Raw genomic sequence first — 24,274 nt, 5'->3', positions numbered from 1 at the left:
AACCTTATTCCATGCTCCAGCCGTGGCTGACGATGAGCGACTGGCCGGTCAAGGCATTGGTCGGGAACGCCGCGAACAGCAACGCCACGCGCGCCACGTCGTCGGTCGTGGTGAATTCGCCATCGACCGTGTCCTTGAGCATCACGTTCTTGACGACCTGTTCCTCGGTGATGCCGAGCGTCTTGGCCTGCTCCGGGATCTGCTTCTCGACCAGCGGCGTGCGCACGAAGCCCGGGCAGATGACGTTGGAGCGAACGCCGTACTTGGCGCCTTCCTTGGCCACGGTCTTCGACAGGCCGATGAGGCCGTGCTTCGCCGTCACGTAGGGCGCCTTCAGCACCGATGCTTCCTTCGAGTGCACCGAGCCCATGTAGATCACGCTGCCGCCGCGGCCCTGCGCGTACATGTGCTTGAGGCAGGCCTTGGTCGTGAGAAACGCGCCGTCGAGGTGGATGGCGAGCATCTTCTTCCAATCGGCGAAGCTGAATTCCTCCACCGGATGGACGATCTGGATGCCGGCATTGCTCACCAGGATGTCGATGCCACCGAAGGCCTTGGCCGCCTCTTCGACGGCCGCGTCGACCTGCTCTTCGCTGGTCACGTCGACCGCCACGCCGATGGCCTCTGCGCCCTTGGCCTTCAGCTGCGCCGCGGTCGCGTCGGCCGCAGCCTTGTTGAGGTCGGCGATGACGATCTTGGCGCCCTCCTGCGCGAACAGAATGGCGATTTCCTTGCCGATGCCGCTGGCCGAGCCGGTGATGAAGGCGACCTTGTCCTTGAGTTGCATGAGATGTCCTTGTTGACGTGAAAAGGATGTGGCAAGCGTGCAAGCCGCGTGCCGGAGGATCGAAGAAAACAGCCTACGCGGCGCGCCTTTGACGAAGCTGACCGGTCAGCGCGCCGAGCGCACGGCCGGCAGCTGGAGCGGGCGGCGCACCCGGTGCGCGTTCGGCTCGGTCAGGTCGAAGGTGGTGACGCCGTTGACCTGCGAGGCCTCCTGCAGCAGTTCGGGATGGCTCAGCGTGTTGCGGATGTCGCGCAGGCCGGCCTCCCAGTGGTCTTCGACCGAGGCGCGCGAGAACTCGTAGTCCTTCGATTCCAGTTCGTAGTGCTTGTCGCGGTAGATCAGATGCACGATCTCGATCGGCTGGTGCGTCAGCTCGGCGCAGATGGCGGCCACCGCCGGGTCCTTGCGCAGGCGCTCCGGCATCTTGGCCATCAGGTCGGCGATGGCCTGCTGCAGGTTCATGTTGGCGGCCATCGCGTCGGTGTTCATCCGGGTGCGGCTCGAATAGGTGATGTCCTTCTGCCGCTCCAGGGCCTCGGCCAGGGTGCGCGGCATGTCGCCGTGGGCACTGAACAGGTCGACCTGCAGCACCATCAGCGGCTCGGTGCGCGGATGGGTGTCGAGCACGTACTGCAGCGGCGTGTTCGACACGATGCCGCCATCCCAGTAGTCCTCGCCGTCGATGTGCACCGGCGCGAAGCCCGGTGGCAGCGCGCCGCTGGCCATGATGTGCTCCGGGCCGATGCGCTGCTGCGAGTTGTCGAAGTAGACCGAGTTGCCGCTGCGCACGTTGACCGCGCCGACGCTGAAACGGATGCCGCCTTCGTTGATGCGGTCGAAGTCGACCAGCCGCTCGAGCGTGGCCTGCAACGGCGCCGTGTCGTAGTAGCTGAGCACCGGCGCCGCCCCGCCCAGCAGCAGGGCGGGCGAACGGCGCGGCTCGAAGAAGCCGGGGATACCGAACAGCGTGGCAGCGCTGGCGCTCCACTGGTTGCGCCAGGTGCGCTCGCCGGCCCAGTTCGGCAGGCGCTGCGCCGGGCCGGACGACACCAGGTGCCAGAACTCTTTCAGCCGCTCGACGCGCTTCTCCGGCGGGTTGCCGGCGATGAGCGCGGCATTGACCGCGCCGATCGACACGCCGGCCACCCAGTCGAGTTGCTTGTGCTTCTCGGTGACACCGGCATAGACGCCGGCCTGGTAGGCACCGAGTGCGCCGCCGCCCTGCAGCACCAGCGCACGGCGCGCCTTCGTGATGTCCAGGCGCGGGGCCGATCGGCGGGTCTTGGGGCGGGAGGGGGAGGTCATGCCCGACATTGGACACCAAGCCCGCTGCCGATGGCATCATCCCGCGCATGAACCTGCAGCCTTCCCCCGACGATGTCACGCGCTTCTGGCGAGACGCCGGCCCCCAGCGGTGGTTCAAGAAAGACGCCGCTTTCGACGCGGATTTCAAGGCACGCTTCGAGATGGCGCACCACGCAGCCGCGACCGGTGCGTTCGAGGGCTGGGCGTCGGAGCCCAAAGGCGCCCTCGCGCTTGTGATCCTGCTCGACCAGTTGCCGCGCAATGCCTGGCGCGGCAGCGGCCACATGTTCGCGACCGACGGCAAGGCGCTGGCCGTGGCCCGTACCGCCGTCGACGCCGGCTTCGACCGCCGGGTCGATGACGCGCTGCGCGCCTTCTTCTACATGCCCTTCATGCACTCGGAGTCGCTCGCCGACCAGGAACGCTGCGTCGAGCTCTGCGCCGACCTGGCCGACAACCTGCGCTTCGCGATCCTGCATCGCGACATCATCCGGCGCTTCGGCCGCTTTCCGCACCGCAACGCCGCGCTCGGACGCACGACGACCCCAGAGGAACAGCGCTTTCTCGACGAAGGCGGCTTCGCCGGCTGACGGGCTTCAACCCTTCATCGCAACGGCGCGGGCTGCTGCGGCACGTGCTCCTGGGGCTGCGGTTTGCCGCGCAGCGAGCCGTACTGGTGGGCGTAGACCCAGGTGAACTCGGCCCCCAGCAGGAAGATCTGCGCCGAGTAATAGACCCACACCAGCACCACCACCAGCGAGCCCGCCGCGCCGTAACCCGAAGCCACGCTGCTCTTGCCGATGTACAGGCCGATCAGGTGCTTGCCGACGGTGAAGAGCAGCGCCGTCACGCTGGCGCCCACCCACACGTCGCGCCACTCGACCTTCACCCGCGGCATCAGCTTGTAGATCATTGCGAAGATCACGGTGACCATGGCGAAGCTGAAGACGAAGTTCACGGCCTGCGCCAGCACTTCCCAGCCGCCGAAGACCGGCGCCCACCACTTGCCCAGCGCCGCGATGGCCGCGCTCGCCACCAGCGACACCATCAGCAGGAAGCCGATCCCCATGATCATGCTGAAGGACAGCAGGCGCACCCGCAACAGGCCGAAGATGCCGCCGCCGGTGTCGCGCGCCGGCGCGCGCCAGATGCGGTCCATGGCGTCCTGCAGCTCGCCGAAGACGGTGGTGGCGCCGACCACCAGCAGGGCCAGGCCCACCAATGTGGCGATGAGGCCCTCGCGCGGCTTGTTGACCGCCTCGAGCATGCCCTGGACTGCCAGCGCGCCTTGGGCCCCCATCATTCCGGAGAGCTGCGCGAAGATCTCGCCGCGCGCCGCCTCCTCGCCGAACACCAGGCCGGCGACCGAGATCACGATCAACAGCAGCGGTGCCACCGAGAAGACCGTGTAGTAGGCCAGTGCCGCGCCCATGCTCGGTGCGTAATCGTTCTTCCAGGAAAGGAAGGCCTGCTTGGAGAGATCGCCGAGTGCACGCAGTTGCATGCGACCAGTGTCGCCGCGCACGGCGCCGCAGCGTGTCGGCGCAGCGCCCGTGCGACCGACGTCGGCACCGCCAGCGCCGCGCGGCGGGGCCGCCCATAATCGTCCGCCTATGCCGCCGCACACCCCGGACCCCGCCCCTGCACGGGCCGCCGATCGTCCCCGCCCCCAGTCGCCCCGCGACCTCTTCGTCTCCTTCACCTGGCTGGCCCTGCAGGGCTTCGGCGGCGTGCTGGCCATCGTGCAGCGCGAGGTGGTCGAGAAGAAGCGTTGGCTGACGGCCGAGGAATTCCTCGATGACTGGGCCGTCGCCCAGGTGCTGCCCGGGCCCAACGTGGTCAACCTGGCAGTGATGATCGGCGATCGCTATTTCGGCCTGCGCGGCGCCGCGGCCGCCCTGGCCGGCATGCTGACGGTCCCGCTGGTCGTGATCCTCGCACTGGCGGTGCTCTATGCGCACTTCGCCGGCAACCCGCAGGTGGCGGGCGCGCTGCGCGGCATGGGCGCCGTCGCGGCCGGCCTCATCGCCGCCACCGGCATCAAGCTGCTGCCGGCGCTGCGGCGGCATCCGCTCGGCTTCGGACTGTGCCTGGCGTTCGTCGCGGCGGTCTTCGCGGCCATCGCCTGGCTGCGCATTCCGCTGGGCTGGGTGCTCGTGGTGGTGGGCGGCGTGGCCTGCGCCGCCACCTGGCGGCGGCTCCCGCCGACGAAGGACGCGGCGCCATGACCATCACGATGCACTGGCACGACTGGCTGGCGCTTTTCGCGCAGTACCTGCTGCTGTCGCTGTTGTCCGTGAGCGGCGCGATCACCACCGTGCCGGACATGCACCGCTACCTGGTCGACCAGCACCGCTGGCTGACCGAGGCCCAGTTCACTTCCTCGGTCGCCATCGCGCAGGCCGCCCCCGGCCCCAACGTGCTGTTCGTCGGCCTGATGGGCTGGAACGTCGGGCTCAACGCCGGCGGCGGTATCGGCGCCGGTTTGCACGCCTGGCTGCTGGGCCTGTTCGGCCTGGCCGTGACGATGCTCGGCATCCTGGTGCCGAGCACCACCCTCACCTACTTCGCCACCCGCTGGGGCCACCGCAACCGCGAGCGGCGCGAGGTGCGCGCCTTCAAGCAGGGCATGGCGCCGGTGGTCGTCGGCCTGCTGATCGCGACCGGCTGGGTGCTGGCGGCCGGAAACGTCGACGCCGACGTGCCGGCCTGGCGCCTGTGGCTGCTGACCGGCACCGCCGCCTTCATCGTCTGGCGCACCCGCGTGCACCTGCTCTGGCTGCTCGGCGCCGGTGCGCTGCTGGGCGCGTTCGGGCTTGTCTGACTTTTACAGGAGAACCCATGCAACTTCGCGAACTCGGCCGCTCCGGCCTTCAGGTGTCCCCGCTGGCCTTCGGCGGCAATGTCTTCGGCTGGACCGTGGACGAAGCCCAGTCCTTCCGCCTGCTCGATGCCTGGCTCGATGCCGGCTTCAACTTCGTCGACACGGCCGACGTCTACTCCCGCTGGGCGCCCGGCCATGTCGGCGGCGAGTCCGAAACCATCATCGGCAAGTGGTTCCGGCAAAGCGGCAAGCGCAACCGGGTGGTGCTCGCCACCAAGGTCGGCAAGCCGATGGGCGACGAGAAGGTCGGCCTGTCGGCGGCCTACATCCGCGCGGCGGTCGACGCGTCGCTGACGCGCCTGAAAACCGATCACATCGATCTCTACCAGTCGCACGACGACGATGCGGCCACGCCACTCGAAGAGACGATGGAAGCCTTCGCCGGGCTCATCCAGGCCGGCAAGGTGCGCGCAATCGGCGCATCCAACTACAGCGCGCCGCGGCTGGCCGAGGCGCTGGACGTGTCGGAACGCCTGGGCCTGCCGCGCTACGAAAGCCTGCAGCCGCTCTACAACCTCTACGACCGTGCGGTGTTCGAGGACGCGCTCGCGCCGCTGTGCCTGGCGCGCGGTGTGGGCGTGATCAACTTCTATGCGCTGGCGGCCGGCTTCCTGACCGGCAAGTACCGCAGCGAGGCCGATGCGGCCAAGAGCCTGCGCGGAGCGAACACGACCAAGAAGTACCTGAACGCCCGCGGCCTGCGCATCCTCGAGGCGCTGGACGCCGTGGCGGCGAGCCATGGGGCGACCCCGGCGCAAGTGGCGATCGCGTGGCAGATCGCGCAGCCCGCCATCACCGCGCCGATCGCCAGCGCCACCTCCGTGCCGCAACTGGAGGAGCTGGCGAAAGCCGCCACGCTGGTGCTCGACCCCGTGGCCATCGCCACCCTGGATGCGGCGAGCCAGGAGGACAAGCAGTAGGCTCGTTCCCACACGCTTTGGCGGTCGGGCCCCCTGCCGACAGCGCGTCAGCGGGTGCAGAGTTCTCTTCATTCCAAAAACCCGGAGAGAGAACCATGTCTTTTGCGCTTTACATGATCGGCTTCCTGATCTTTCTGGCCGGCCTCGGCTGGGGTGCGTCCGTCGCCGGTGTGCCAACGATCTACATCGGCATCGGCGCGCTCATCCTTCTTGGCATCGGCATCTTCAGCGCCGTGAGCCGCACGCGCAGCAAGGACCCTTCCTGATCAGCGGCGCGGCGCCCTGAGCGCCGCGTGCCACCCCAAAAAAGCCCGCCGGGCTGTGCCGAGGCGGGCTTTTTGCTGCGCGCCGTGGCGCGAATCGGGCCGCGACGCCCGTGCGTATTTTTACTTCGGTGCCGAGGCGGCGTTGCGCGCAGCGCCGGTGGCTGCATTGGCTGCGTCGAGCGCCGACGATGCCGAGGAGGATGGCGCGGCCGCAGGGTCCGACGATGCGGGCGCCGAGGGGCTGGCAGCGGCGGGTGCGCTGGGCATGGACGGTGCAGGCGTCACGGCCGCGGGCGGTGGCGTGACCACGGCCGGTGCGGCGTCTTCCTTCTTGCCGCAAGCGGTGAGTGCAGCGGCCGCGATCACGGTGGCGAGCAGGACGGACTTGTTCATGGAATCTCCTTGAAATGATGCATGAGCAAAAATTCTAGGACTGCGTTCCTGCATCAAAACGTGAGCGCGGCCTCGGCTTACAAGCCCAGGGTGGAAGCCGGAAAAGCCGGCCGCGCGTGGCGCAAACACTCGTCGATCCGCTCGCGCAAGCCACGACGGTTGTCGGCCTGAACACTGCACACGCCGCGGCTGCGTTCGACGTCGATGCGGTGCAGCGACCATGTCGGCGTCCACACCGCACTGGGCACCGTCGGCGCGCCGGCCCCGCTGCAGGCGCGCGCGTCCACCACATGGCTCCAGAGCCGCCGCCATTCGACGAAGCGCGCGTGCGCATGGTCGAACACCTTGAAGCTCTCGGCCAGCAACAGCAGCGTGCGGCCGCTCGCCGCCCAGGCCTGTAGTGCAGCGATGCTGCTGCGCTCGCCCAGCGGCCAATCGACAAAGGCCGGGTCGCTGAACACGATCTCGCGCCAGCCCTGCTGCGCCGCTGCGTCGAAGGCGCTGCGCAGCTGCGCATCGAAGGCCACGCGGCCATCGAAGGAGCCATCAGACAAGGCGGGCCGCTCGGGCGGCGGCGTGTCAGTCGGCATGGGCCCACCCCGCTTCGCACCAGTCGCTCAGCAGGGCCATCGCATCGTCGCTGGCCCGCGCCAGGTCGCGCGCGTCGAGGCTGCGCTGGTCGGCCAGGCGGCGCATCAGCGTCGCGTCGCGACCACCGGCGCGGAAGCTCTCGCCGTTGATGTAGAGATGGCGCGCGTCGTAGAGCATGCGGGTGCGGCGGTCGAGCCGCACGCCCTGCGTGAGCTCCGGCGCTTCGTCAGCGGCTGCATCGAACCAGACGTTGGACTTCGGCTCGGTCATCGATTCGCCGAGTGCGCGGTCGATCGCATCCGGATCGCGCAGCGCGGCCTCGACGGCCTGCCGCGCAAAGGCCTGCAATGCGCCCGGCATGGCGGCCGGATGGTCGACCGCCTCCTGGCCGGCGTCGCGGTAGTACACCGGCGGCCGGTCCGTCGCATCCTGCAGGGCATCGGCCTGCGCCTCGGCCATCCGCGCCAGCAGGTCGGCGCCGAGCGGCGTGGCGGCCGGCGAGCGCAGGCCGATCGAATAGGTCATGCAATCGCCGCCAACGGCGACGCCGTCGTGCGCATAGCGCGGCGGCAGGTAGAGCATGTCGCCCGCCTCGAGCACAAAAGTCTCTTCGGGCTCGAAGTGTTCGAGGATCTTGAGCGGTACGTCCGGCTGCAGGCGCAGGTCGCGCTGCCGGCCGATCGACCAGCGCCGCCGCCCGCTCGCCTGCAGCAGGAAGACGTCGTAGCTGTCGAAGTGCGGGCCGACGCCGCCGCTGTCGCTGGCATAGCTGATCATCAGGTCGTCGAGCCGCGCATCCGGCAGGAAGCCGAAGCGCCGCATCAGCGCATGGGCGCCCTCGTCATGCAGATCGACCCCCTGGACCAGCAGCGTCCAGCCCGGCTGCTGCAGCGCGGGCAAGGCACGCCGCGCGAAGGGGCCGTGCTTCAACGCCCACCCCTTGGGCGTCTGGCGGATCAGGCGCGACTCGACGCCTTCCTGCGCCGCGAGATCGAAGAGCGCACCGCGCGGCACGGGCGGCACCATGTGCGGCACCGCCTGGCGCACCAGCAGCGGCTTCTTCTGCCAATGGCGGCGCATGAATTGCGCCGCGCTGAGTCCGCCCAGGAACGCGAGAGGGGAATGAATGTCCATGGGAGAATTCTGCAATGGAAATTTCTGAACAATGCGTGGTCGGCCTGACCTGGACGCTCAAGGACACCCTCGGCGACGTGCTCGACGTGCTGGACGACCCGGTCGAGTTCCTGGTCGGTGGCGACGACCTCTTCGACGCTATCGAAGCCGTGCTGCAGGGCCACGAGCCGGGCGCCCGGGTGCAGGTGCAACTCGAACCCGAACAGGCCTTCGGCGACTTCAACGACCAGTTGCTCTTCCTCGAGCCCCGCACGCTGTTCCCCGAAGGCACCGAGGAAGGCATGACCTTCGACGGTGCCGCCCTGCCCGACGGCGTCAACCCCGACATGCCCAAGGACGTGATCTATACCGTGGCCGAGATCTACCCCGACCATCTCGTGCTGGACGGCAACCACCCGCTCGCGGGCATCGCGCTGCGCCTGGACATGACCGTGCGCTCGGTGCGCGAAGCCACCGAAGAAGAGATCGGCCGCGGCTCTGCCGGCACCGGCTTCTTCAAGCTGGCCTCTGCCACACCCGGCAGCGACACGCTGCACTAAAGACCGCCCCTCCAAACAGAAAGCCCCGCACGCGGGGCTTTCTTGTTCCAGGGATACCGCGGATCTGGCTCCGCCAGTCCGCTGGTATCGCCCCCTCGAGGGGGAGGCGGCGACACGCAGTGCGCCGCATCGGGGGTGGGGTCAGGATCAATACCTTGAAATCTGGCCACCGTTGATGACCACCCGATCACCGATGCGCAGGTCACCTGGCGTCGGCACGTCGAAGGCCCGGTAACCGCCGCGCTCTGTTTGCACCGAGATGCGGTAGCTTTCGTAGGCACGGGGCGCGTTGTTGTTGGCTTCGATGTTGTTGCCCAGCAGCGCGCCGCCGACGATGCCCAGCGCCGTCGCCGCTGCGCGACCGCCGCCATGCCCGATCTGGTTGCCCAGCACGCCACCGATCACGCCACCGGCCACCGCACCGCCGCCGCCAGGCGCCGCGCCGCGCGTCTCGCTGCGTATGACCTCAATGTTGGCGATCTGGCCGTACTCGGCGTACGGACCCTGCGGTGCCGCATAGGCCGGCTGTGCGTGCGGATGGTACGGATAGCGGGCGGACTCATAGACCGGCTGAGGCGCCACGCAGGCGGTCAGCGTGGCCAATGCGACCACACCCGCTGTGAGCGAAAGGATGCGAAGTTGTTTCTTCATGTGTCTGTACTCCACGGAACCTGTTGAATGGAAAGCTCCCGGCTTACCTTAACGCGCCGATGCGCGATGCGATGACCGAACAGGGATGTGCGGTTCATCCTCCATAAGACGAAGGCACGGGGACAGGAGTTCCGAACTTTGCATGTCGGACACATGGGCGCCATGGCAGGCGCCGATCACCGACAGCGCTCAGCCGCGGCCGGTCGAGCCGTAGCCGCCTTCGCCGCGCTCGCTCGGCGGGAACTCGGCCACCAGGTTGAATTGCGCCTGCACCACCGGCACGATGACCAACTGGGCCAAGCGCTCCATGGGCTGCAGCACGAAGGCGGTGTCGCTTCGGTTCCAGGCGCTGACCTTCAATTCGCCCTGGTAGTCGCTGTCGATCAGCCCGACCAGGTTGCCCAGCACGATGCCGTGCTTGTGGCCGAGGCCCGAGCGCGGCAGGATCATCGCCGCGTAGCCGGGGTCGGCCAAATGGATGGCGATGCCGGTGCCGACCAGTTGCCACGCATTGGGCTCGAGCGTGATCGGCGCGTCGAGGCAGGCGCGCAGGTCGAGGCCGGCGCTGCCGGGCGTGGCATAGGCGGGGAGTTGGTCCGCCATGCGCGGATCGAGGATGCGGACGTCGACTTTCACGGATTCACTTTCACGGGCTCACTTGCCTTGTTGTCGTTGCTGTTTCTCGGCCGCCTGGCGGGCCAGGTCTTCCAGCCAGGCTCGCCACGTGCTGATGCCGGGCGGCAGGAGGCGCCGGCGGAACTGGTGGGCCAGCCAGAGGCCGGCGCCGAAGACGAGCAGAACCAAGCCGAACGGCAGGTCGACCATGACCATCGCGAGCAGCACGCCGCCCCAGACGAGCACGGCACCGCGCAGCAGGTCGATCGACGCCGGGCGCGCGGCGCCGGGTGCCGCTTCGCCCACGACCGGGGGAACCGCCGGACGCGCCCGCACCACGCCGCGCCGGGGCGAGGCGCCCTCTTGCGGCTCGCTGGTCGGCACCATGCCCACGTCGAGGGCATGTTCGCCGTCGGCTTCGGAATGGCGCCGGGCGATGGCCGATCGCGCTGACAGTTGCTCCACGTAGCGCGCGAAGTCACCGTCGGGCGGCGTGTTCCACTGCGGGTTCATGTGGGTGGGCCTCAGGTTTTCGTGGCTGGCAGGCGCGCGGCGATCTCGGCGACCAGTTCGCGCGCCAGTTGCAGCTTGGGCGCACGCGGCAGTTCGCGCAGGCCGTCGGCATCGACCAGCAGCAGGCTGTTGTCGTCCTGGCCGAAGGTCAGCGGGCCGATGTTGCCCACCAGCAGCGGGATGCCCTTGCGCGCGCGCTTGGCCTTGGCGTGTTCGGCCAGGTTCTCGCTCTCGGCCGCGAAGCCGACGCAGAAGAGCTCGCCGCTGCGTCCACGCGCGCTCTGCGCGATGGTCGCCAGGATGTCGGGGTTCTCGACGAAATGCAGCACCGGCGGCTGGCCGCTGCCGTCCTTCTTGATCTTCTGCTCGCTGTGCGAAGCCGGCCGCCAGTCGGCCACGGCCGCCGTGGCAACGAAGACCGACGCGCTGCGGGCCTCGCGCTCGGCCGCGTCGCGCATCTCCAGCGCGGACATCACGTCGATGCGGCGCACGCCGCGCGGCGTGGCCTGGTGCACCGGGCCGGCGATCAGCGTGACCTCGGCGCCGGCTTCGCGCGCGGCGCGGGCGATGGCAAAACCCATCTTGCCGGACGAGTGGTTGGTGATGCCGCGGATCGGGTCCAGCGCCTCGAAGGTCGGGCCGGCTGTGACCAGCACCTGGCGGCCCGCCAGCAGCTTGGGTTGGAAGAAGGCCGTGATGTCCTCGAGCAGTTGGGCCGGCTCGAGCATGCGCCCGTCGCCGGTCTCGCCGCAGGCCTGCCAGCCACTGCCGACGCCCAGCATCGTGGCGCCGTCGGCCGCCACCTGCTGCAGGTTGCGCTGGGTCGCGGGGTGGGCCCACATCTCGCGGTTCATGGCGGGCGCGATCAGCAGCGGCACGCGGTCCGTCGGCCGGGCCAGGCACATCAGGCTCAGCAGCTCGTCGCTGCGCCCTTCGGCCAGCCGCGCGACGAAGTCGGCGCTGCACGGCGCCAGCACGATCGCATCCGCCTCGCGGCTCAAGTTGATGTGAGGCATGTTGTTGTCCTCGCGCGGATCCCACTGCGAGATGTAGACGCGCCGACCCGACAGCGCCTGCATGGTGACGGGCGTCATGAACTGCGTCGCCGCCTCGGTCATCACCACCTGCACCGTCGCGCCCGCCTTGACGAACAGCCGGCAGAGCTCGGCCGACTTGTAGCAGGCGACGCCACCGGTGAGGCCCAGAACGAGGTGTTTGCCAGCGAGGTCTTGCATGCCGGTATTGTTGCTCAGGCCACGCACCGGGCGGATTCTCAGATGCCCCCGGTGCCGGCTGGGGGGCTCGCGCCACTTATAATCCTCATTTCCCACTGACCGGACTTCAAAGTCTGGAAATGGCATGACCAAATTCGTCTTCGTCACCGGCGGTGTGGTGTCTTCCCTGGGCAAGGGAATCGCCTCCGCCTCTCTCGCCGCCATCCTCGAATCGCGCGGCCTCAAAGTCACCCTCATCAAGCTGGATCCGTACATCAACGTCGATCCCGGCACGATGTCGCCGTTCCAGCACGGCGAGGTGTTCGTCACCGACGACGGCGCCGAGACCGACCTCGACCTCGGCCACTACGAGCGCTTCATCACGACGCGCATGCGCAAGGCCAACAACTTCACGACCGGTCAGATCTACAAGACCGTGCTCGAGAAGGAACGCCGCGGCGACTACCTCGGCAAGACGGTGCAGGTGATCCCGCACATCACCAACGAGATCCAGGAATACGTCAAGCGCGGCGCCGGCATCGGCACCGCGCACGAGGTCGACGTGGCCATTGTCGAGATCGGTGGCACCGTCGGCGACATCGAGTCGCTGCCCTTCCTCGAAGCGGTGCGCCAGATGAGCCTGCGCATGGGCCCGAACAACTCGGCCTTCGTGCACCTGTCGTACGTGCCCTGGATCGCCGCGGCCGGCGAGCTCAAGACCAAGCCGACGCAGCACACCGCCAAGGAACTGCGCGCCATCGGCATCCAGGCCGACGCCCTGCTGTGCCGCGCCGACCGGCCGATTCCCGACGACGAGCGCGCCAAGATCTCGCTGTTCTCGAACGTGCCCGAATGGGGCGTGATCTCGATGTGGGACGTCGACACCATCTACAAGGTGCCGCGCATGCTGCACGAGCAGGGCCTGGACGGCCTGATCTGCGACAAGCTGCGCATCAACACGCCGCCGGCCAAGCTGCAGCGCTGGGACGACCTGGTGTACGAGGTGGAGCATCCGCAAAAGGAAGTCTCGATCGCCATGGTCGGCAAGTACGTCGACCTGTCGGACAGCTACAAGTCGCTGAACGAGGCGCTGCGCCATGCCGGCATGAAGAACCATGCCCGCGTGAAGATCGACTACATCGACTCCGAGACCATCACGCCGCAGGATGTGTCGCGCCTGTCGAAGTACGACGGCGTGCTGGTGCCCGGCGGCTTCGGCCAGCGCGGTGTCGAAGGCAAGATTTCCGCGGCCAAGTTCGCCCGCGAGACCCTGGTGCCCTACCTGGGTATCTGCCTGGGCATGCAGGTCGCGACCATCGAATACGCCCGCAACGTGGCCGGCCTCCAGAACGCCAACAGCACCGAGTTCGACCCGGAAACGCCCACCCCCGTGATCGCGCTGATCACCGAATGGAAAGATGCCGACGGCAGCATCAAGACGCGCAACGAGAAGTCCGACCTGGGCGGCACCATGCGCCTGGGCGCGCAGAGCTCCGACGTCTCACCCGGCACGCTGGCGCACAGCATCTACGGCGACGTGGTGACCGAGCGCCACCGCCACCGCTATGAAGCCAACGTCAACTACCTCGACGAGCTGCGCCGCGCCGGCCTGGTGATCTCGGCGCTGACGCAGCGCGAGCACCTCACCGAAATCGTCGAACTGCCGCAAGACGTGCACCCCTGGTTCATGGGCGTGCAGTTCCACCCCGAATTCAAGTCCACGCCGTGGAGCGGTCATCCGTTGTTCAACGCATTCATCAAGGCGGCACTGGACCACCAGGGCGCCGACAAGAAGGCCCTCAAGGTCGTCGCCTGACAAGGAACCCATGAAACTCTGCGGATTCGACGTCGGCCTCGACCGGCCCTTCTTCCTGATCGCCGGCCCCTGCGTGATCGAGTCGGAGCAGCTGCAGATGGACACCGCCGGCACGCTGAAGGAAATCACCTCGGCGCTCGGCATCCCGTTCATCTTCAAGAGCAGCTTCGACAAGGCCAACCGCTCGTCCGGCACCACCTTTCGCGGCCCGGGCCGCGACAAGGGCCTGGAGATCCTGGCGAAGGTCAAGCGCGAGCTGGGCTTGCCGGTACTGACCGATGTGCACACGAACGAGGACATCACCGAGGCCGCCAAGGTGGTCGACGTGCTGCAGACGCCCGCCTTCCTGTGTCGCCAGACCGACTTCATCCGCGCCGTGGCGCAGTCGGGCAAGCCGGTGAACATCAAGAAGGGCCAGTTCCTTGCGCCGCACGACATGAAGAACGTGATCGACAAGGCACGCGCGGCCGCCAAGGAAGCCGGCCTCGACGAAGACAGCTTCATGGCCTGCGAGCGCGGTGCGAGCTTCGGCTACAACAACCTCGTCTCCGACATGCGCTCGCTGGCGATCATGCGCGAGACGAAGGCGCCGGTGGTGTTCGACGCCACGCACTCGGTCCAGCTCCCGGGCGGCCAGGGCACCACGTCCGGCGGCCAGCGCGAGATGGTGCCGGTGCTGTCGCGTGCGGCGGTGGCGGTCGGCGTGGCGGGCCTCTTCATGGAGACGCACCCCGATCCGTCGAAGGCCCTGAGCGACGGCCCCAACGCCGTGCCGCTCAAGCACATGAAGGCGCTGCTCGAGACGCTCGTCGCGCTCGATCGCGTCACCAAGAAAAGCACTTTCCTCGAGGACATCTTCCAGCCATGACCAGTGCCTACATCATCGCCAACGTCGAAGTCACCAACCCGACGCAGTACGAGGAATACAAGAAGTGGTCGACCGCGGCCATGCAGGCGCACGGCGCCGAAGTGTGCGTGCGCGGCGGCAAGGTCGAGGTGCTGGAGGGCGACTGGGCGCCGCAGCGCCTGGTGATCCTCAAGTTTCCCACCGTCGAAGCCGCCAAGAATTTCGACAGCTCCCCCGAATACGGCAAGGCGCGTGCGGCGCGCCAGGGCGCAGCGATCATGCGGATGATCGTCGTCGAAGGTGTCTGAGTTTTTTGTCTTGAGAAGGAAAGAAGAAACATGAGTGCAATCGTTGACATCGTCGGGCGCGAGATCCTCGACAGCCGCGGCAACCCCACTGTCGAATGCGACGTGCTGCTGGAAAGCGGCACCATGGGCCGTGCCGCCGTGCCCTCGGGCGCGTCGACCGGCTCGCGCGAAGCCATCGAGCTGCGCGACGGCGACAAGGGCCGCTACCTCGGCAAGGGCGTGCTGAAGGCCGTCGAGAACATCAACACCGAAATCTCCGAATCGGTGCTGGGCCTCGACGCCAGCGAGCAGGCCTTTCTGGACCGCACGCTGAATGACCTCGACGGCACCGAGAACAAGGCGCGCCTGGGCGCCAACGCCACGCTGGCCGTGTCGATGGCCGTGGCGCGTGCGGCAGCCGAAGAGTCGGGCCTGCCGCTGTACCGCTACTTCGGCGGCATGGGCGGCATGCAGCTGCCGGTGCCGATGATGAACGTCATCAACGGTGGCGCGCACGCCAACAACAGCCTGGACCTGCAGGAATTCATGATCATCCCCGTGGGCGCCAAGAGCTTCCGCGAATCGGTGCGCTACGGCGCCGAGGTGTTCCATGCGCTCAAGAAGATCCTGGGCGACCGCGGCATCAGCACCGCGGTCGGCGACGAAGGCGGCTTCGCGCCCAGCGTCGAGAGCCATGAAGCGGCCATCCAGCTGATCCTCGAAGCGATCGACAAGGCGGGCTACGTGGCGGGCGAGCAGATCGCCCTGGGCCTGGACTGCGCGGCCAGCGAGTTCTACAAGGACGGCAAGTACGTGCTGGCCGGCGAGAACCTCTCGCTGTCGGCCGAGAGCTGGACCGACATGCTGGCGACCTGGGTCGACAAGTACCCGATCATCAGCATCGAAGACGGCATGCACGAAGGCGACTGGGACGGCTGGAAGCACCTGACCGAACGCCTCGGCAAGCGTGTGCAGCTGGTGGGCGACGACCTGTTCGTCACCAACACCAAGATCCTGCAAGAGGGCATCGACAAGGGCATCGCCAACTCGATCCTGATCAAGATCAACCAGATCGGCACGCTGACCGAAACCTTCGCCGCCATCGAGATGGCCAAGCGCGCGGGCTACACGGCGGTCATCTCGCACCGCTCGGGCGAAACCGAAGACTCGACCATCGCCGACATCGCGGTCGGCACCAACGCCGGCCAGATCAAGACCGGCTCGCTGTCGCGCTCGGACCGCATCGCCAAGTACAACCAGCTGCTGCGCATCGAGGAAGACCTGGGCGACGTCGCGGTGTACCCCGGCCGCGCCGCGTTCTACAACCTGCGCTGATCCTTCGTCTTCCGAGGCATGCGCTCGCGCGTCGTTCCCATCGTCCTGGCCCTGCTGCTGCTGATCCTTCAGTGGCAGCTGTGGACGGGGCGTGGGAGCGTGCCGGAGGTGTCGCGGCTGGAGGACAAACTGAGCGTGCAGAAGGAATCCAATGCACGCGCGGCACTGGCCAACGACCGGCTCGGCTCCGAGGTCAACGACCTGAAGGAAGGCCTGGAGATGGTCGAGGAACGCGCCCGGCAGGAGCTGGGCATGGTCAAGCCGGACGAGGTCTTCGTCCAGATCACGCACTGACCCGGTCGGCATGCCCGAGTTCTTCTCGGCGCCGGCCTTCGTGCTGTGGGGCGCCCCGACCAGCTGGCTCGAAGTGATCGCCGCATCGCTGGCCCTGGCCATGGTCGGCTGCAACATGCGCGAGATTCACTGGGGCTGGCCGCTGGCCATCGTCAGCTCGCTGCTCTACTTCTTCGTGTTTTTCGAGGCGCGCATCTACGGCGACGCCTCGCTGCAGATCTTCTTCGCCGTCGTCGCTTTCTGGGGCTGGTTCCAGTGGCTGCGCGGCCATCGGGGCGACGGCGGCCCGTTGCGCATCGCGCGGCTGTCCCCGCGCGGCATCGCACTGGCCGTGCTGGCCTGCGCCATCGCCTGGCCCGCGGTCGCCCTCTTCCTGCGTCGCTTCACCGACACCGACGTGCCCTGGTGGGACGGCTTCGCGACCGGCCTCAGCCTTGTTGGCCAGTTCCTGCTGGGGCGCAAGTTCGTCGAGAACTGGTGGGTGTGGCTCGCCGTGAACACGGTGAGCATCGGGCTCTTCATCCACAAGGGCCTGTGGCTCACCGTCGGGCTCTATGCCGTCTTCGCCGCACTGAGCGTGGCGGGTTACCTGGCGTGGCGACGGCGGCTGGCGCCGGTGACCGCATGACGCCCTCGCTCACCCGCGGCAGCGTGATCGCCGTGGTCGGTGCCGAGAGCACCGGCAAGACCGAGCTGGCGCGCCTGCTGGCCGAGCGGCTGACGCAACGCGGCATCGCGGCCACGCTGGTGCCCGAGGTGCTGCGCGAATGGTGTGCCCGCGAAGGTCGGACACCGCGGCCCGACGAGCAATTGGCCATCGCCGAGGAGCAGACCCGCCGCATCGCCGACGCAGCGCGTCGCGGCGTGGTGGTGGCCGACACGACGGCGTTGATGACCGCCGTCTACAGCGACCTGCTGTTCGGCGACCTCGCGCTCTACGCCGGCGCACTCGCAGCGCAGGCCGGCTACACGATCACGCTGCTGACTGCGCTCGACCTGCCCTGGGTCGCCGACGGCCTGCAGCGCGACGGGCCGCATGTGCGCGAACCGGTGGACGCCCTGGTGCGCGCCGCTTTGGCACGTGCGGGCGTCTCGTATGCGGTGGTGCACGGCCGTGGTCCGGAGCGGCTCGCCAGCGCCTGGACGACCGTGAATCTGGCCAATGACGCCGAGCTGGCGGTGTCGCACCGAACGACGGGCGAGGCCTGGCGCTGGTCCTGCGAGAAATGCTCGGACCCGGTGTGCGAGCACCGGCTGTTCAGCGACCTCGTGTCCCGGCGCGGCTGAACCCGCCACTGACACCTGCCGAGGCCGCGCGCCGGGCGTTACTGGACGGTCGGCGTCCCCGGCAGCTGATCGCCCGGTGGACGGAAGATCTGCGCGGCGTCGACCGCGTCGAAGCGGTACTGCTTGCCGCAGAAGTCGCAGCCGACCTCGATGTCGCCGCGCTCCGCGAGGATGCTCTCGGCCTCGTCCACCCCCAGCCCGCGGATCATCTGCGCCACGCGCTCGCGTCCGCAGGTACAGGCGAAGTGCGGGCCCAGCAGGCCCTTCTGCGGCTCGAAGCGCAGCAGCTTCTCTTCCCAGAACAGGCGGCGCAGGATGGTCTCGACGTCGAGCGTCAGCAGCTCGTCGCGCGTGAGCGTCGAGGCCAGGATCGAGATGCGGTTGTAGTCCTCGTTGAGGCCGATCTCGTCTTCGTTGGCCGGGTTGCGGTCACCGTCGGCCGTGCCTTCGAGGTTGCCTTCACCCTTGACCGGCAGGCGTTGGATCAGGAGGCCCGCCGCCACCTGGTCGTCGGCTGCCAGCACCAGCGTGGCGTCGAGCTGCTCGCTCTGCAGCATGTAGTGCTGCAGCACCTCGCTCAGCTTGCCGAGCTTCTCGCCCTCGTCGCCGAACAGAGGGACCACGCCCTGGTACGGCTGCTGGCCAGGGACACGGCCCTTCGGCTCGAGCGTGATCGCGCAGCGGCCCTTGTTGTTCACGTTGACCATGTCGGGCAGGTGTGCGTCGGCGGGCAGGTCGCCCACCACGGTGGCGGTGGCGCGCAGGCTCAGATCGGGCTTGACCTCGGCCACCACCACCTTCACCGGGCCGTCGCCGAAGATCTGCAGGATGAGCGAGCCGTTGAACTTGATGTTCGACTGCATCAGCGTGGCGGCCGCCGTCATCTCGCCCAGCAGCTCGGCCACTGGCGGCGGGTAGGCACCGGTCGTCGTGTTCGCCGCGCGCCGCGTCAGGATCTCCTGCCAGGCGTCGGTCAGGCGCACGATCATGCCGCGCACCGGCATGCCATCGAACAGGAATTTGTGCAGCTCGCTCAAAACAGTCCTTCGCTCCCTCAGGAGATTTTCTTGAGGCCCTTCGCGAAGCGACGGCCGTTGTCCACATAGTGCTCTGCGCTGGCGCGCAACTTGGCGGCGGCCGCATCGTCGAGCGTGCGCACCACCTTGGCCGGCGCGCCGATGATGAGCGAGTTGTCCGGAAACTCCTTGCCCTCGGTCACCACGCTGCCGGCGCCAACGATCGAGTTGCGGCCGATCTTCGCGTTATTCAAGACCACCGCCTGGATGCCGATCAGCGAGTTGTCGCCCACCGTGCAGCCATGCAGCATGACCTGGTGGCCGATCGTCACGTTCTCGCCGATGGTCAGCGGCGAGCCCACATCGGCATGCAGCACCGACAGGTCCTGCACATTGCTGTTGCGGCCGATGGTGAGTGGTTCGGTGTCGCCGCGCAGCACGGCGCCGAACCAGATGCTGACGTTCTCGCCCAGCACGACCGAGCCCATCACCTGCGCGCTGTCGGCCACCCAGGTGCCGTCTGCCAATTGCGGTGCCACACCGTCGAGTTCGTACAAGGCCATCGTTTGTCTCCGTGGGTCGAAAACTAGAATTGTAGGGATGCACCCCCGCCTCGGCGCCCTCGCCGCACTTCGCCTCACCGACCCCGATGCCAAGGTGGCCGCGACGCGTGCGCTTGCCGCGGCCAGCCTCGCCGCACCGATGTCGGAAATTCCCGTGCGACAGCCCGGCGACGACGACGGCGTGCCCGGCCGGCCCGAGCGGCCGTTGACCGTCTCGGCCATGGACGTCGGCAAGCGCTCGCCCTTCACGCCCGACGGCCGGGCGGCGCTGGTCCATTCCATCTGCCACATCGAATTCAACGCGATCAACCTGGCGCTCGACGCGATGTGGCGCTTCGACGGCATGCCCGAGGCCTACTACCGCGACTGGCTGCGCGTGGCCGACGAGGAGGCACAGCACTTCACGCTGCTGCACGCGCACCTGCAGACGCTGGGCTTTCGTTACGGCGACTTCACCGGCCACGACGGCCTGTGGTCGATGTGCGAGAAAACGAAGGACGACGTGCTGGCCCGCATGGCGCTGGTGCCGCGCACGCTGGAGGCGCGCGGGCTGGACGCCACGCCGCTGATCCAGGCCAAGCTGCGGCGCGTGAACACGCCCGACGCCCACGCGGCCATCGCCATCCTCGACCTCATCCTGCGCGACGAGGTGGGCCACGTGGCGATCGGCAACAACTGGTACCGCTGGCTGTGCGCGCGGGAAGGCGTCGAGCCCGTCGCGCACTACCGCGTGCTGTACCGCCGGCATGAGGCGCCACGGCTGAAAGCGCCGTTCAACCTCGAAGCGCGGGCCCGCGCCGGTTTCACCGCCGAAGAACTGGCCGACCTCGCCGCCAACTGACGCGCCGGAGGACGCCGCGCTAAGGGGCGCGAGCGACGACCACCAGCTTCGGCGTGAAGCGCTGCAGCACCTCGCCGCGCTGGTTCTTCGTCTCGCAGCGCGCCTGCACCATGGCGCGTCCCGGCTTGGAACGCGACGGCACGATCTCCAGAATCTCGGCTTCGACGTGCAGCACATCGTCGGGCCGCGTCGGCTGCGGCCACTGCAGTTCGCCGCCGGAGCCGATCACACCGTCGGCCAGCGGCAGGCCGCTTTCGACCAGCAGCTTCATCGTGAGCGCGGCCGTGTGCCAGCCACTCGCGGCCAGGCCACGGAAGAAGGTGCCTTCGGCCGCATCGGGGTCGGTGTGGAAGGGCTGCGGATCGAACTGCGCAGCGAAAGCGACGATCTGCGCCGGGTCGAGCGCATGCTCGCCGCTGGTGAAGCGGTCGCCGACCGACAGGTCGTCAAGATAGAGGCTGCGGCGTGGCGCTGCCGGCGAATGCGTTTCGGCCATGGATGTCTCCGGTTTTTTATCAGCAGTCGAAGCCGTATCTTGGCATCAGACCCGCTCGAGGATGGTTGCAATGCCCTGTCCGCCGCCGATGCACTGGGTCGACAGCGCATAGCGCCCGTTCTCGCGCACCAGCAGCGCCGCCGCCTTGCCGGTGATGCGCGCGCCGGTGGCGCCGAGCGGGTGGCCGATCGCGAGGCCGCCGCCGTCGAGGTTGACGGTGGCCGGGTCCAGCCCGAGGTCGCGGATGCAGGCCAGCGCCTGCGACGAGAAGGCCTCGTTGATCTCCACCACGTCGAGGTCGGCGACCGTGAGTCCGGCACGTGCCAGCGCCTTGCGCGTGGCCGGGATGGGGCCGATGCCCATGATCGCCGGGTCGACGCCGACGGTTGCGAAGGACTTGACGCGCGCCAGGGGCGTCAGGCCATGCTTCTCGGCGAAGGCGTCGCTGGTGACCAGCACCACGGCCGCGCCGTCGGTCAGCGGCGACGCCGTGCCCGCCGTCACCACGCCATCGGGGCGGAAGGCCGGCTTCAGGCCGGCGAGCGCTTCGAGCGACGTGCCCGGGCGGATGCAGCCGTCGGTGTCGACGACGTCGCCGTTGGCCAGCCGCACCGGAATGATCTCGTCCGCCAGGCGGCCTTCGGCGCGTGCCGCTGTGGCCTTGCGGTGCGACTCGACGGCGAGCGCCTCCTGATCGGCGCGGCTCACGTGCCAGCGGGCGGCCACGTTCTCGGCCGTCTCGCCCATCGAGAGGTAAGCCTGCGTGGTCGCCAGCAGCTCGGGGTTGGGCGAGAAGTTGAAGCCGCCCTGCGGCACCATCGTCATCGACTCCACGCCCACGCACAGGAAGGCCTCGCCCATGCCCGCCTCGATCTGCGCGGCGGCGATATGCACCGCCTGCATCGACGAGCCGCAGAAGCGATTCACCGTCATGCCGCCCACCTCCTGCGGCAGGCCGGCCAGCAAGCCGACGATGCGCGCCAGGTTGTTGCCCTGCGAGGCCTCGGGGTAGGCGCAGCCGAGGATCAGGTCCTCGATAAGCGCCGGGTCGAGGTCGGTGCGCTTGAGCAGGCCGCTCACCGCCTGCGCGGCGAGCGTGTCGGGCCGCACCTCGGCGAGCGCACCCTTGCGGGCGAAGTGGAAGGGAGTGCGCGCGTAGGCGGCAATGACGGCTTTCATGAAGGATCTCCTTGGATGAACCTACCGACCAATCGGTAGGTTTTGAGGAAAAAGAAAAGCACGCCGAAGCGTGCAGGGGGTGACGACATCAACGCGGGATCGATTGCTTCAGCTGGGTGATGGCTTCGTCGAAATCCTCGACCCGGCCGGTCATGCGCGCCGACAGCAGCGCGCCCTGGCAGGCCGCGAACACATAGCCGGCCAAGGCACCGGCCGACACCGGGGGCTTCGCTTCGTGCACCAGCGCACCGAGCACGCCGGTGAGCCACATCACCTGCGTACTGCGCAACTCGCGCACGGTCTGGCGCAAATCTTCATTGATGCAGTCCCAACCCGGTGCCAGCGCCCCCGCGGGACAAACGGCCGCGCCGGCATTCAGCGCGTGCCGGTACATGCGGAAATAGGCGTCGAGCGCGGCATCGGCCGCACGCGGCTTGGCCGCCCAGTCACGAAAGTCCTGCACCGCCTCGCGCAGCACCTCGACGCCCAACGCTTCCTTGGTCGGGAAGTGGTGGTACAGGCTGGCCTTGCGGACGCCGACCTGGTCCGCCAGGTCCTGGAAGCTGAAGCCGAGGTACGAGCGCGTCTGGATCAGTCGTCGCGCGATGCGCAGGATCTGCTCGCGGGTGGATTCGGCCGGAACGGCCGGGGAGGCAATGGGCATGAACCTACTATAAGGTAGTCTGACGCCCTTGACCAGCCTGCGCCGGCGGATGCCCCTGCGCCTCAGTCGGCCTTGATGCTGGATGCGCGGATGATGCGGCCGTCGCTTTCGTACTCGGCGGCAATCGTCTTGGCGAAATCCGATGCGGCACCACCGGTCGGCACGTTGTCGGTGGCGGTCAGCTTGGCGCGCAGATCGGGCGCGGCCAGCGCCTTGTTGACCTCGGCGTTGTAGCGCGCGGCCAGCGGTTGCGGCAGGCCGGCCGGCGCGAACACGCCGAACAGCGACGACAGGTTGGCGGCCGGATAGCCCAGCTCGGCCAGCGTCGGCACGTCGGGCAGGCTGTCGAGCCGCGCCGGGGCGCCCACCGCCAGCGGCCGCAGCTTGCCCGCCTTGACGTGCTGCGACAGCGTGGCCGACGCGTTGGTCGACAGCACCTCGAACTGGCCACCGAGCGCGTCGTTCATCTGCTGGCCACCGCCCTTGTAGGGCACATGCGTCACGTCGATGCGCGCGGCGCTTTTCAGCTGCTCGAGCATGATGTGGCCGAGCGAGGCTTGGCCCGAAGTGGCCCAGCGGATGGCGCCCGGCCGTGCCTTGGCATCGGCCAGCAGCGCGGCGAAATCGCGGGTGCCGGTGGCCGAGGTCGCTACCAGCAGCACCGGCGAGTACATGACGCTGGCGATCGGCTGGATGTCCTTCAGCGGATCGAAAGGCGAGCGGCCCAGGTGCGGGTTCAGCACCAGCGGGCTGATCGCAGAGAAGCCCAGCGTGGCGCCGTCGGGCGCGGCCTTGGCAATCGCGTCCATGCCGATGCTGCCGCTGGCACCGGCCTTGTTCTCGATCACCACCGCGATGTTCATCTGCGCCGCCAGCTTGTCGGCCAGGGCCCGCGCCACCGCGTCGCTGACGCCGCCCGCGGGGTAGGCCACGATGATGCGCAGCGTCTTGGGCAGGGCCTGCGCCGAAGCGACGCTACTGCCTAGCGTGCCTGCGAACAGGGTGGCGGCGACGGAAAAAGCGAGCGCGTCGCGACGCGAAATTCGGGAATTCATTCGATCTCTCTGGGGAAGTGCCAACGTTGGTTCATGCGGATTTTGCTTCCATCCTCTGGAGCACGAGCGCGTTGCCCACCGCCGCGCCGCTGGCGGTGTTGTCGAACACGCACCAGCATTCGGCGCCCTCGTCCCGCGCCCGGCGCAATCGCTCGGCGAGACGCGCGAGCAGCGCGTCGTCGTAGGCCGACCAGTACACCCGCGGCGAGCCGTGCAGGCGCAGGTACACCAGCCCAGGCCAGCCGCCGGGTGCGACTGCGCTGTCGTGCAGCACCGGGTCGGCCAGTACCCGCGCGGCTCCGAAGCGCAACAGCAGCGCATCGGCTTCGGGCGTGAACCAGCTGGCATGCCGCGGCTCGATCGCCAGCCGCCCGTCGTAGCGGCGGCGCAGGTCCGCCAGGAAGCGCCGCGCCACCGCCACGTCGAAGACCAGGCGCGGCGCCAGTTGCACCAGCAGGCAGCCCAGCTTGTCGCCCAGCCCTGCGACCTGCGCGAGGAAGTCGTCGAACGGCAGCATGGCGTCGATCAGTTGGCGCTCATGCGTGACGGACTTGGGAAGCTTGACCGAGAAGCGGAAGTGCGCCGGCGTACTGGCCGCCCAGCGCGCATAGGTCTCGGTACGGTGCGGGCGATAGAACGAGGTGTCGATCTCCACCGCGTCGAAACGCGCCGCATAGCGCTCCAGGTGCGAGCCCTCGACCGGAAAGTGCGGCCACTGCTCGCGCGGCAGGCTCCAGCCGGCGCAGCCGATGCGCAGCGGTACAAGGGGCGTCGCCTTCATG

Annotated in this window: 31 protein-coding genes; 14 read left to right on the top strand and 17 right to left on the bottom strand. The window is 68.3% G+C overall.

What is annotated here, in order from left to right:
- Positions 1 to 4: 4 nt before the first annotated feature.
- Complete coding sequence (locus ACSFBE_RS18130; protein ID WP_435491802.1) at positions 5 to 787, bottom strand: 3-hydroxybutyrate dehydrogenase; 783 nt, start codon at positions 785 to 787, stop codon at positions 5 to 7.
- A gap of 105 nt (positions 788 to 892) precedes the next feature.
- Positions 893 to 2,092 (bottom strand): DUF3734 domain-containing protein, encoded by a 1,200-nt coding sequence (locus ACSFBE_RS18125; protein WP_435491801.1) that lies wholly within the window; start codon positions 2,090 to 2,092, stop codon positions 893 to 895.
- A 47-nt stretch (positions 2,093 to 2,139) separates the two neighbouring features.
- Between ACSFBE_RS18125 and ACSFBE_RS18120 the strand changes: the two genes are divergently transcribed.
- Positions 2,140 to 2,682 carry a DUF924 family protein gene (locus ACSFBE_RS18120; RefSeq protein WP_435491800.1) on the top strand — a complete coding sequence of 181 codons (543 nt, stop codon included), beginning with the start codon at positions 2,140 to 2,142 and terminating at the stop codon, positions 2,680 to 2,682.
- 14 nt (positions 2,683 to 2,696) lie between these two features.
- Here the strand turns inward: ACSFBE_RS18120 and ACSFBE_RS18115 are convergent, their stop codons facing one another.
- A complete protein-coding gene (locus ACSFBE_RS18115) occupies positions 2,697 to 3,596 on the bottom strand; it encodes a YihY/virulence factor BrkB family protein (protein WP_435491799.1) in 900 nt (299 codons plus the stop codon).
- A 109-nt stretch (positions 3,597 to 3,705) separates the two neighbouring features.
- On the opposite strand from ACSFBE_RS18115, the gene ACSFBE_RS18110 reads away from it, so the two are divergent.
- The 4 genes from ACSFBE_RS18110 (at position 3,706) to ACSFBE_RS18095 (ending at position 6,162) form a co-directional block, all read left to right on the top strand.
- Positions 3,706 to 4,320, top strand: a complete 615-nt coding sequence (locus tag ACSFBE_RS18110) for a chromate transporter (RefSeq protein WP_435491798.1) — start codon at positions 3,706 to 3,708, stop codon at positions 4,318 to 4,320.
- Positions 4,317 to 4,916: a chromate transporter gene (locus ACSFBE_RS18105; protein ID WP_435491797.1), complete on the top strand. Its 600-nt coding sequence runs from the start codon at positions 4,317 to 4,319 to the stop codon at positions 4,914 to 4,916. Before ACSFBE_RS18110 ends, ACSFBE_RS18105 begins: the two co-directional genes overlap by 4 nt.
- 17 nt (positions 4,917 to 4,933) lie before the next feature.
- Positions 4,934 to 5,896: an aldo/keto reductase gene (locus ACSFBE_RS18100; RefSeq protein WP_435491796.1), complete on the top strand. Its 963-nt coding sequence runs from the start codon at positions 4,934 to 4,936 to the stop codon at positions 5,894 to 5,896.
- A 95-nt stretch (positions 5,897 to 5,991) separates the two neighbouring features.
- On the top strand, positions 5,992 to 6,162 hold the full coding sequence (locus tag ACSFBE_RS18095) for a hypothetical protein (protein WP_435491795.1): 171 nt from the start codon (positions 5,992 to 5,994) through the stop codon (positions 6,160 to 6,162).
- 120 nt (positions 6,163 to 6,282) lie between these two features.
- Here ACSFBE_RS18095 and ACSFBE_RS18090 read toward each other — a convergent pair whose 3' ends face one another.
- The 3 genes from ACSFBE_RS18090 to ACSFBE_RS18080 form a co-directional block, all read right to left on the bottom strand.
- Positions 6,283 to 6,555: a hypothetical protein gene (locus ACSFBE_RS18090; protein WP_435491794.1), complete on the bottom strand. Its 273-nt coding sequence runs from the start codon at positions 6,553 to 6,555 to the stop codon at positions 6,283 to 6,285.
- Positions 6,556 to 6,632: 77 nt separating this feature from the next.
- Positions 6,633 to 7,145 (bottom strand): hypothetical protein, encoded by a 513-nt coding sequence (locus ACSFBE_RS18085; protein ID WP_435491793.1) that lies wholly within the window; start codon positions 7,143 to 7,145, stop codon positions 6,633 to 6,635.
- A complete protein-coding gene (locus ACSFBE_RS18080) occupies positions 7,135 to 8,280 on the bottom strand; it encodes a JmjC domain-containing protein (RefSeq protein WP_435491792.1) in 1,146 nt (381 codons plus the stop codon). The genes ACSFBE_RS18085 and ACSFBE_RS18080 overlap by 11 nt, the downstream gene beginning before the upstream one ends.
- Positions 8,281 to 8,294: 14 nt before the next feature.
- Here ACSFBE_RS18080 and ACSFBE_RS18075 point away from each other — a divergent pair, with 14 nt between their 5' ends.
- A complete protein-coding gene (locus tag ACSFBE_RS18075) occupies positions 8,295 to 8,819 on the top strand; it encodes an FKBP-type peptidyl-prolyl cis-trans isomerase (protein ID WP_435491791.1) in 525 nt (174 codons plus the stop codon).
- A 147-nt stretch (positions 8,820 to 8,966) separates the two neighbouring features.
- Here the strand turns inward: ACSFBE_RS18075 and ACSFBE_RS18070 are convergent, their stop codons facing one another.
- The 4 genes from ACSFBE_RS18070 to coaBC all read right to left on the bottom strand — a co-directional run bounded on the left by ACSFBE_RS18070 (position 8,967) and on the right by coaBC (position 11,833).
- Positions 8,967 to 9,470, bottom strand: a complete 504-nt coding sequence (locus ACSFBE_RS18070) for a glycine zipper 2TM domain-containing protein (RefSeq protein ID WP_435491790.1) — start codon at positions 9,468 to 9,470, stop codon at positions 8,967 to 8,969.
- A 189-nt stretch (positions 9,471 to 9,659) separates the two neighbouring features.
- Positions 9,660 to 10,106 carry a dUTP diphosphatase gene (gene dut, locus ACSFBE_RS18065; protein WP_435491789.1) on the bottom strand — a complete coding sequence of 149 codons (447 nt, stop codon included), beginning with the start codon at positions 10,104 to 10,106 and terminating at the stop codon, positions 9,660 to 9,662.
- A gap of 18 nt (positions 10,107 to 10,124) precedes the next feature.
- A complete protein-coding gene (locus ACSFBE_RS18060) occupies positions 10,125 to 10,598 on the bottom strand; it encodes a hypothetical protein (RefSeq protein ID WP_435491788.1) in 474 nt (157 codons plus the stop codon).
- Between the two features lie 11 nt (positions 10,599 to 10,609).
- Complete coding sequence (coaBC, locus tag ACSFBE_RS18055; protein ID WP_435491787.1) at positions 10,610 to 11,833, bottom strand: bifunctional phosphopantothenoylcysteine decarboxylase/phosphopantothenate--cysteine ligase CoaBC; 1,224 nt, start codon at positions 11,831 to 11,833, stop codon at positions 10,610 to 10,612.
- Between the two features lie 124 nt (positions 11,834 to 11,957).
- On the opposite strand from coaBC, the gene ACSFBE_RS18050 reads away from it, so the two are divergent.
- From ACSFBE_RS18050 to ACSFBE_RS18020, 7 genes are read left to right on the top strand one after another with little or no spacing between them, the layout of a single operon-like run.
- On the top strand, positions 11,958 to 13,628 hold the full coding sequence (locus tag ACSFBE_RS18050) for a CTP synthase (RefSeq protein WP_435491786.1): 1,671 nt from the start codon (positions 11,958 to 11,960) through the stop codon (positions 13,626 to 13,628).
- 10 nt (positions 13,629 to 13,638) lie between these two features.
- Positions 13,639 to 14,496, top strand: a complete 858-nt coding sequence (gene kdsA, locus ACSFBE_RS18045) for a 3-deoxy-8-phosphooctulonate synthase (RefSeq protein WP_435491785.1) — start codon at positions 13,639 to 13,641, stop codon at positions 14,494 to 14,496.
- Complete coding sequence (locus ACSFBE_RS18040) at positions 14,493 to 14,783, top strand: DUF1330 domain-containing protein (protein WP_435491784.1); 291 nt, start codon at positions 14,493 to 14,495, stop codon at positions 14,781 to 14,783. The genes kdsA and ACSFBE_RS18040 overlap by 4 nt, the downstream gene beginning before the upstream one ends.
- 30 nt (positions 14,784 to 14,813) lie before the next feature.
- Positions 14,814 to 16,097 carry a phosphopyruvate hydratase gene (gene eno, locus ACSFBE_RS18035; RefSeq protein ID WP_435491783.1) on the top strand — a complete coding sequence of 428 codons (1,284 nt, stop codon included), beginning with the start codon at positions 14,814 to 14,816 and terminating at the stop codon, positions 16,095 to 16,097.
- A gap of 18 nt (positions 16,098 to 16,115) precedes the next feature.
- Positions 16,116 to 16,391 carry a cell division protein FtsB gene (gene ftsB, locus ACSFBE_RS18030; RefSeq protein ID WP_435491782.1) on the top strand — a complete coding sequence of 92 codons (276 nt, stop codon included), beginning with the start codon at positions 16,116 to 16,118 and terminating at the stop codon, positions 16,389 to 16,391.
- A gap of 10 nt (positions 16,392 to 16,401) precedes the next feature.
- Positions 16,402 to 17,019, top strand: coding sequence for a nicotinamide riboside transporter PnuC (pnuC, locus tag ACSFBE_RS18025; protein ID WP_435491781.1), 618 nt, complete (start codon positions 16,402 to 16,404; stop codon positions 17,017 to 17,019).
- A complete protein-coding gene (locus ACSFBE_RS18020) occupies positions 17,016 to 17,678 on the top strand; it encodes an AAA family ATPase (protein ID WP_435491780.1) in 663 nt (220 codons plus the stop codon). The genes pnuC and ACSFBE_RS18020 overlap by 4 nt, the downstream gene beginning before the upstream one ends.
- A 38-nt stretch (positions 17,679 to 17,716) precedes the next feature.
- Here ACSFBE_RS18020 and hslO read toward each other — a convergent pair whose 3' ends face one another.
- The gene (hslO, locus tag ACSFBE_RS18015) at positions 17,717 to 18,715 is read right to left on the bottom strand and encodes an Hsp33 family molecular chaperone HslO (RefSeq protein WP_435491779.1); all 999 of its coding nucleotides are present in this window, start codon (positions 18,713 to 18,715) and stop codon (positions 17,717 to 17,719) included.
- Between the two features lie 17 nt (positions 18,716 to 18,732).
- Complete coding sequence (locus tag ACSFBE_RS18010; protein ID WP_435491778.1) at positions 18,733 to 19,257, bottom strand: gamma carbonic anhydrase family protein; 525 nt, start codon at positions 19,255 to 19,257, stop codon at positions 18,733 to 18,735.
- Between the two features lie 37 nt (positions 19,258 to 19,294).
- Here ACSFBE_RS18010 and ACSFBE_RS18005 point away from each other — a divergent pair, with 37 nt between their 5' ends.
- Positions 19,295 to 20,098 carry a ferritin-like domain-containing protein gene (locus ACSFBE_RS18005; protein WP_435491777.1) on the top strand — a complete coding sequence of 268 codons (804 nt, stop codon included), beginning with the start codon at positions 19,295 to 19,297 and terminating at the stop codon, positions 20,096 to 20,098.
- Positions 20,099 to 20,117: 19 nt separating this feature from the next.
- On the opposite strand, the gene ACSFBE_RS18000 is transcribed toward ACSFBE_RS18005, so the two are convergent.
- The 5 genes from ACSFBE_RS18000 to ACSFBE_RS17980 all read right to left on the bottom strand — a co-directional run bounded on the left by ACSFBE_RS18000 (position 20,118) and on the right by ACSFBE_RS17980 (position 24,273).
- Positions 20,118 to 20,594 (bottom strand): MaoC family dehydratase, encoded by a 477-nt coding sequence (locus ACSFBE_RS18000; RefSeq protein ID WP_435491776.1) that lies wholly within the window; start codon positions 20,592 to 20,594, stop codon positions 20,118 to 20,120.
- A 45-nt stretch (positions 20,595 to 20,639) separates the two neighbouring features.
- A complete protein-coding gene (locus ACSFBE_RS17995; protein ID WP_435491775.1) occupies positions 20,640 to 21,773 on the bottom strand; it encodes a thiolase family protein in 1,134 nt (377 codons plus the stop codon).
- An 88-nt stretch (positions 21,774 to 21,861) separates the two neighbouring features.
- Positions 21,862 to 22,437 carry a TetR/AcrR family transcriptional regulator gene (locus tag ACSFBE_RS17990; protein WP_435491774.1) on the bottom strand — a complete coding sequence of 192 codons (576 nt, stop codon included), beginning with the start codon at positions 22,435 to 22,437 and terminating at the stop codon, positions 21,862 to 21,864.
- Positions 22,438 to 22,499: 62 nt separating this feature from the next.
- The gene (locus tag ACSFBE_RS17985; RefSeq protein ID WP_435491773.1) at positions 22,500 to 23,492 is read right to left on the bottom strand and encodes a Bug family tripartite tricarboxylate transporter substrate binding protein; all 993 of its coding nucleotides are present in this window, start codon (positions 23,490 to 23,492) and stop codon (positions 22,500 to 22,502) included.
- Between the two features lie 31 nt (positions 23,493 to 23,523).
- The gene (locus ACSFBE_RS17980) at positions 23,524 to 24,273 is read right to left on the bottom strand and encodes a DUF72 domain-containing protein (RefSeq protein WP_435491772.1); all 750 of its coding nucleotides are present in this window, start codon (positions 24,271 to 24,273) and stop codon (positions 23,524 to 23,526) included.
- Position 24,274 lies beyond the last annotated feature (1 nt).

The sequence above is a fragment of the Variovorax sucrosi genome (assembly GCF_051216635.1).
Taxonomy (GTDB): Bacteria; Pseudomonadota; Gammaproteobacteria; order Burkholderiales; family Burkholderiaceae_C; genus Variovorax.
This window is presented reverse-complemented; position numbering and strand designations above follow the sequence as displayed.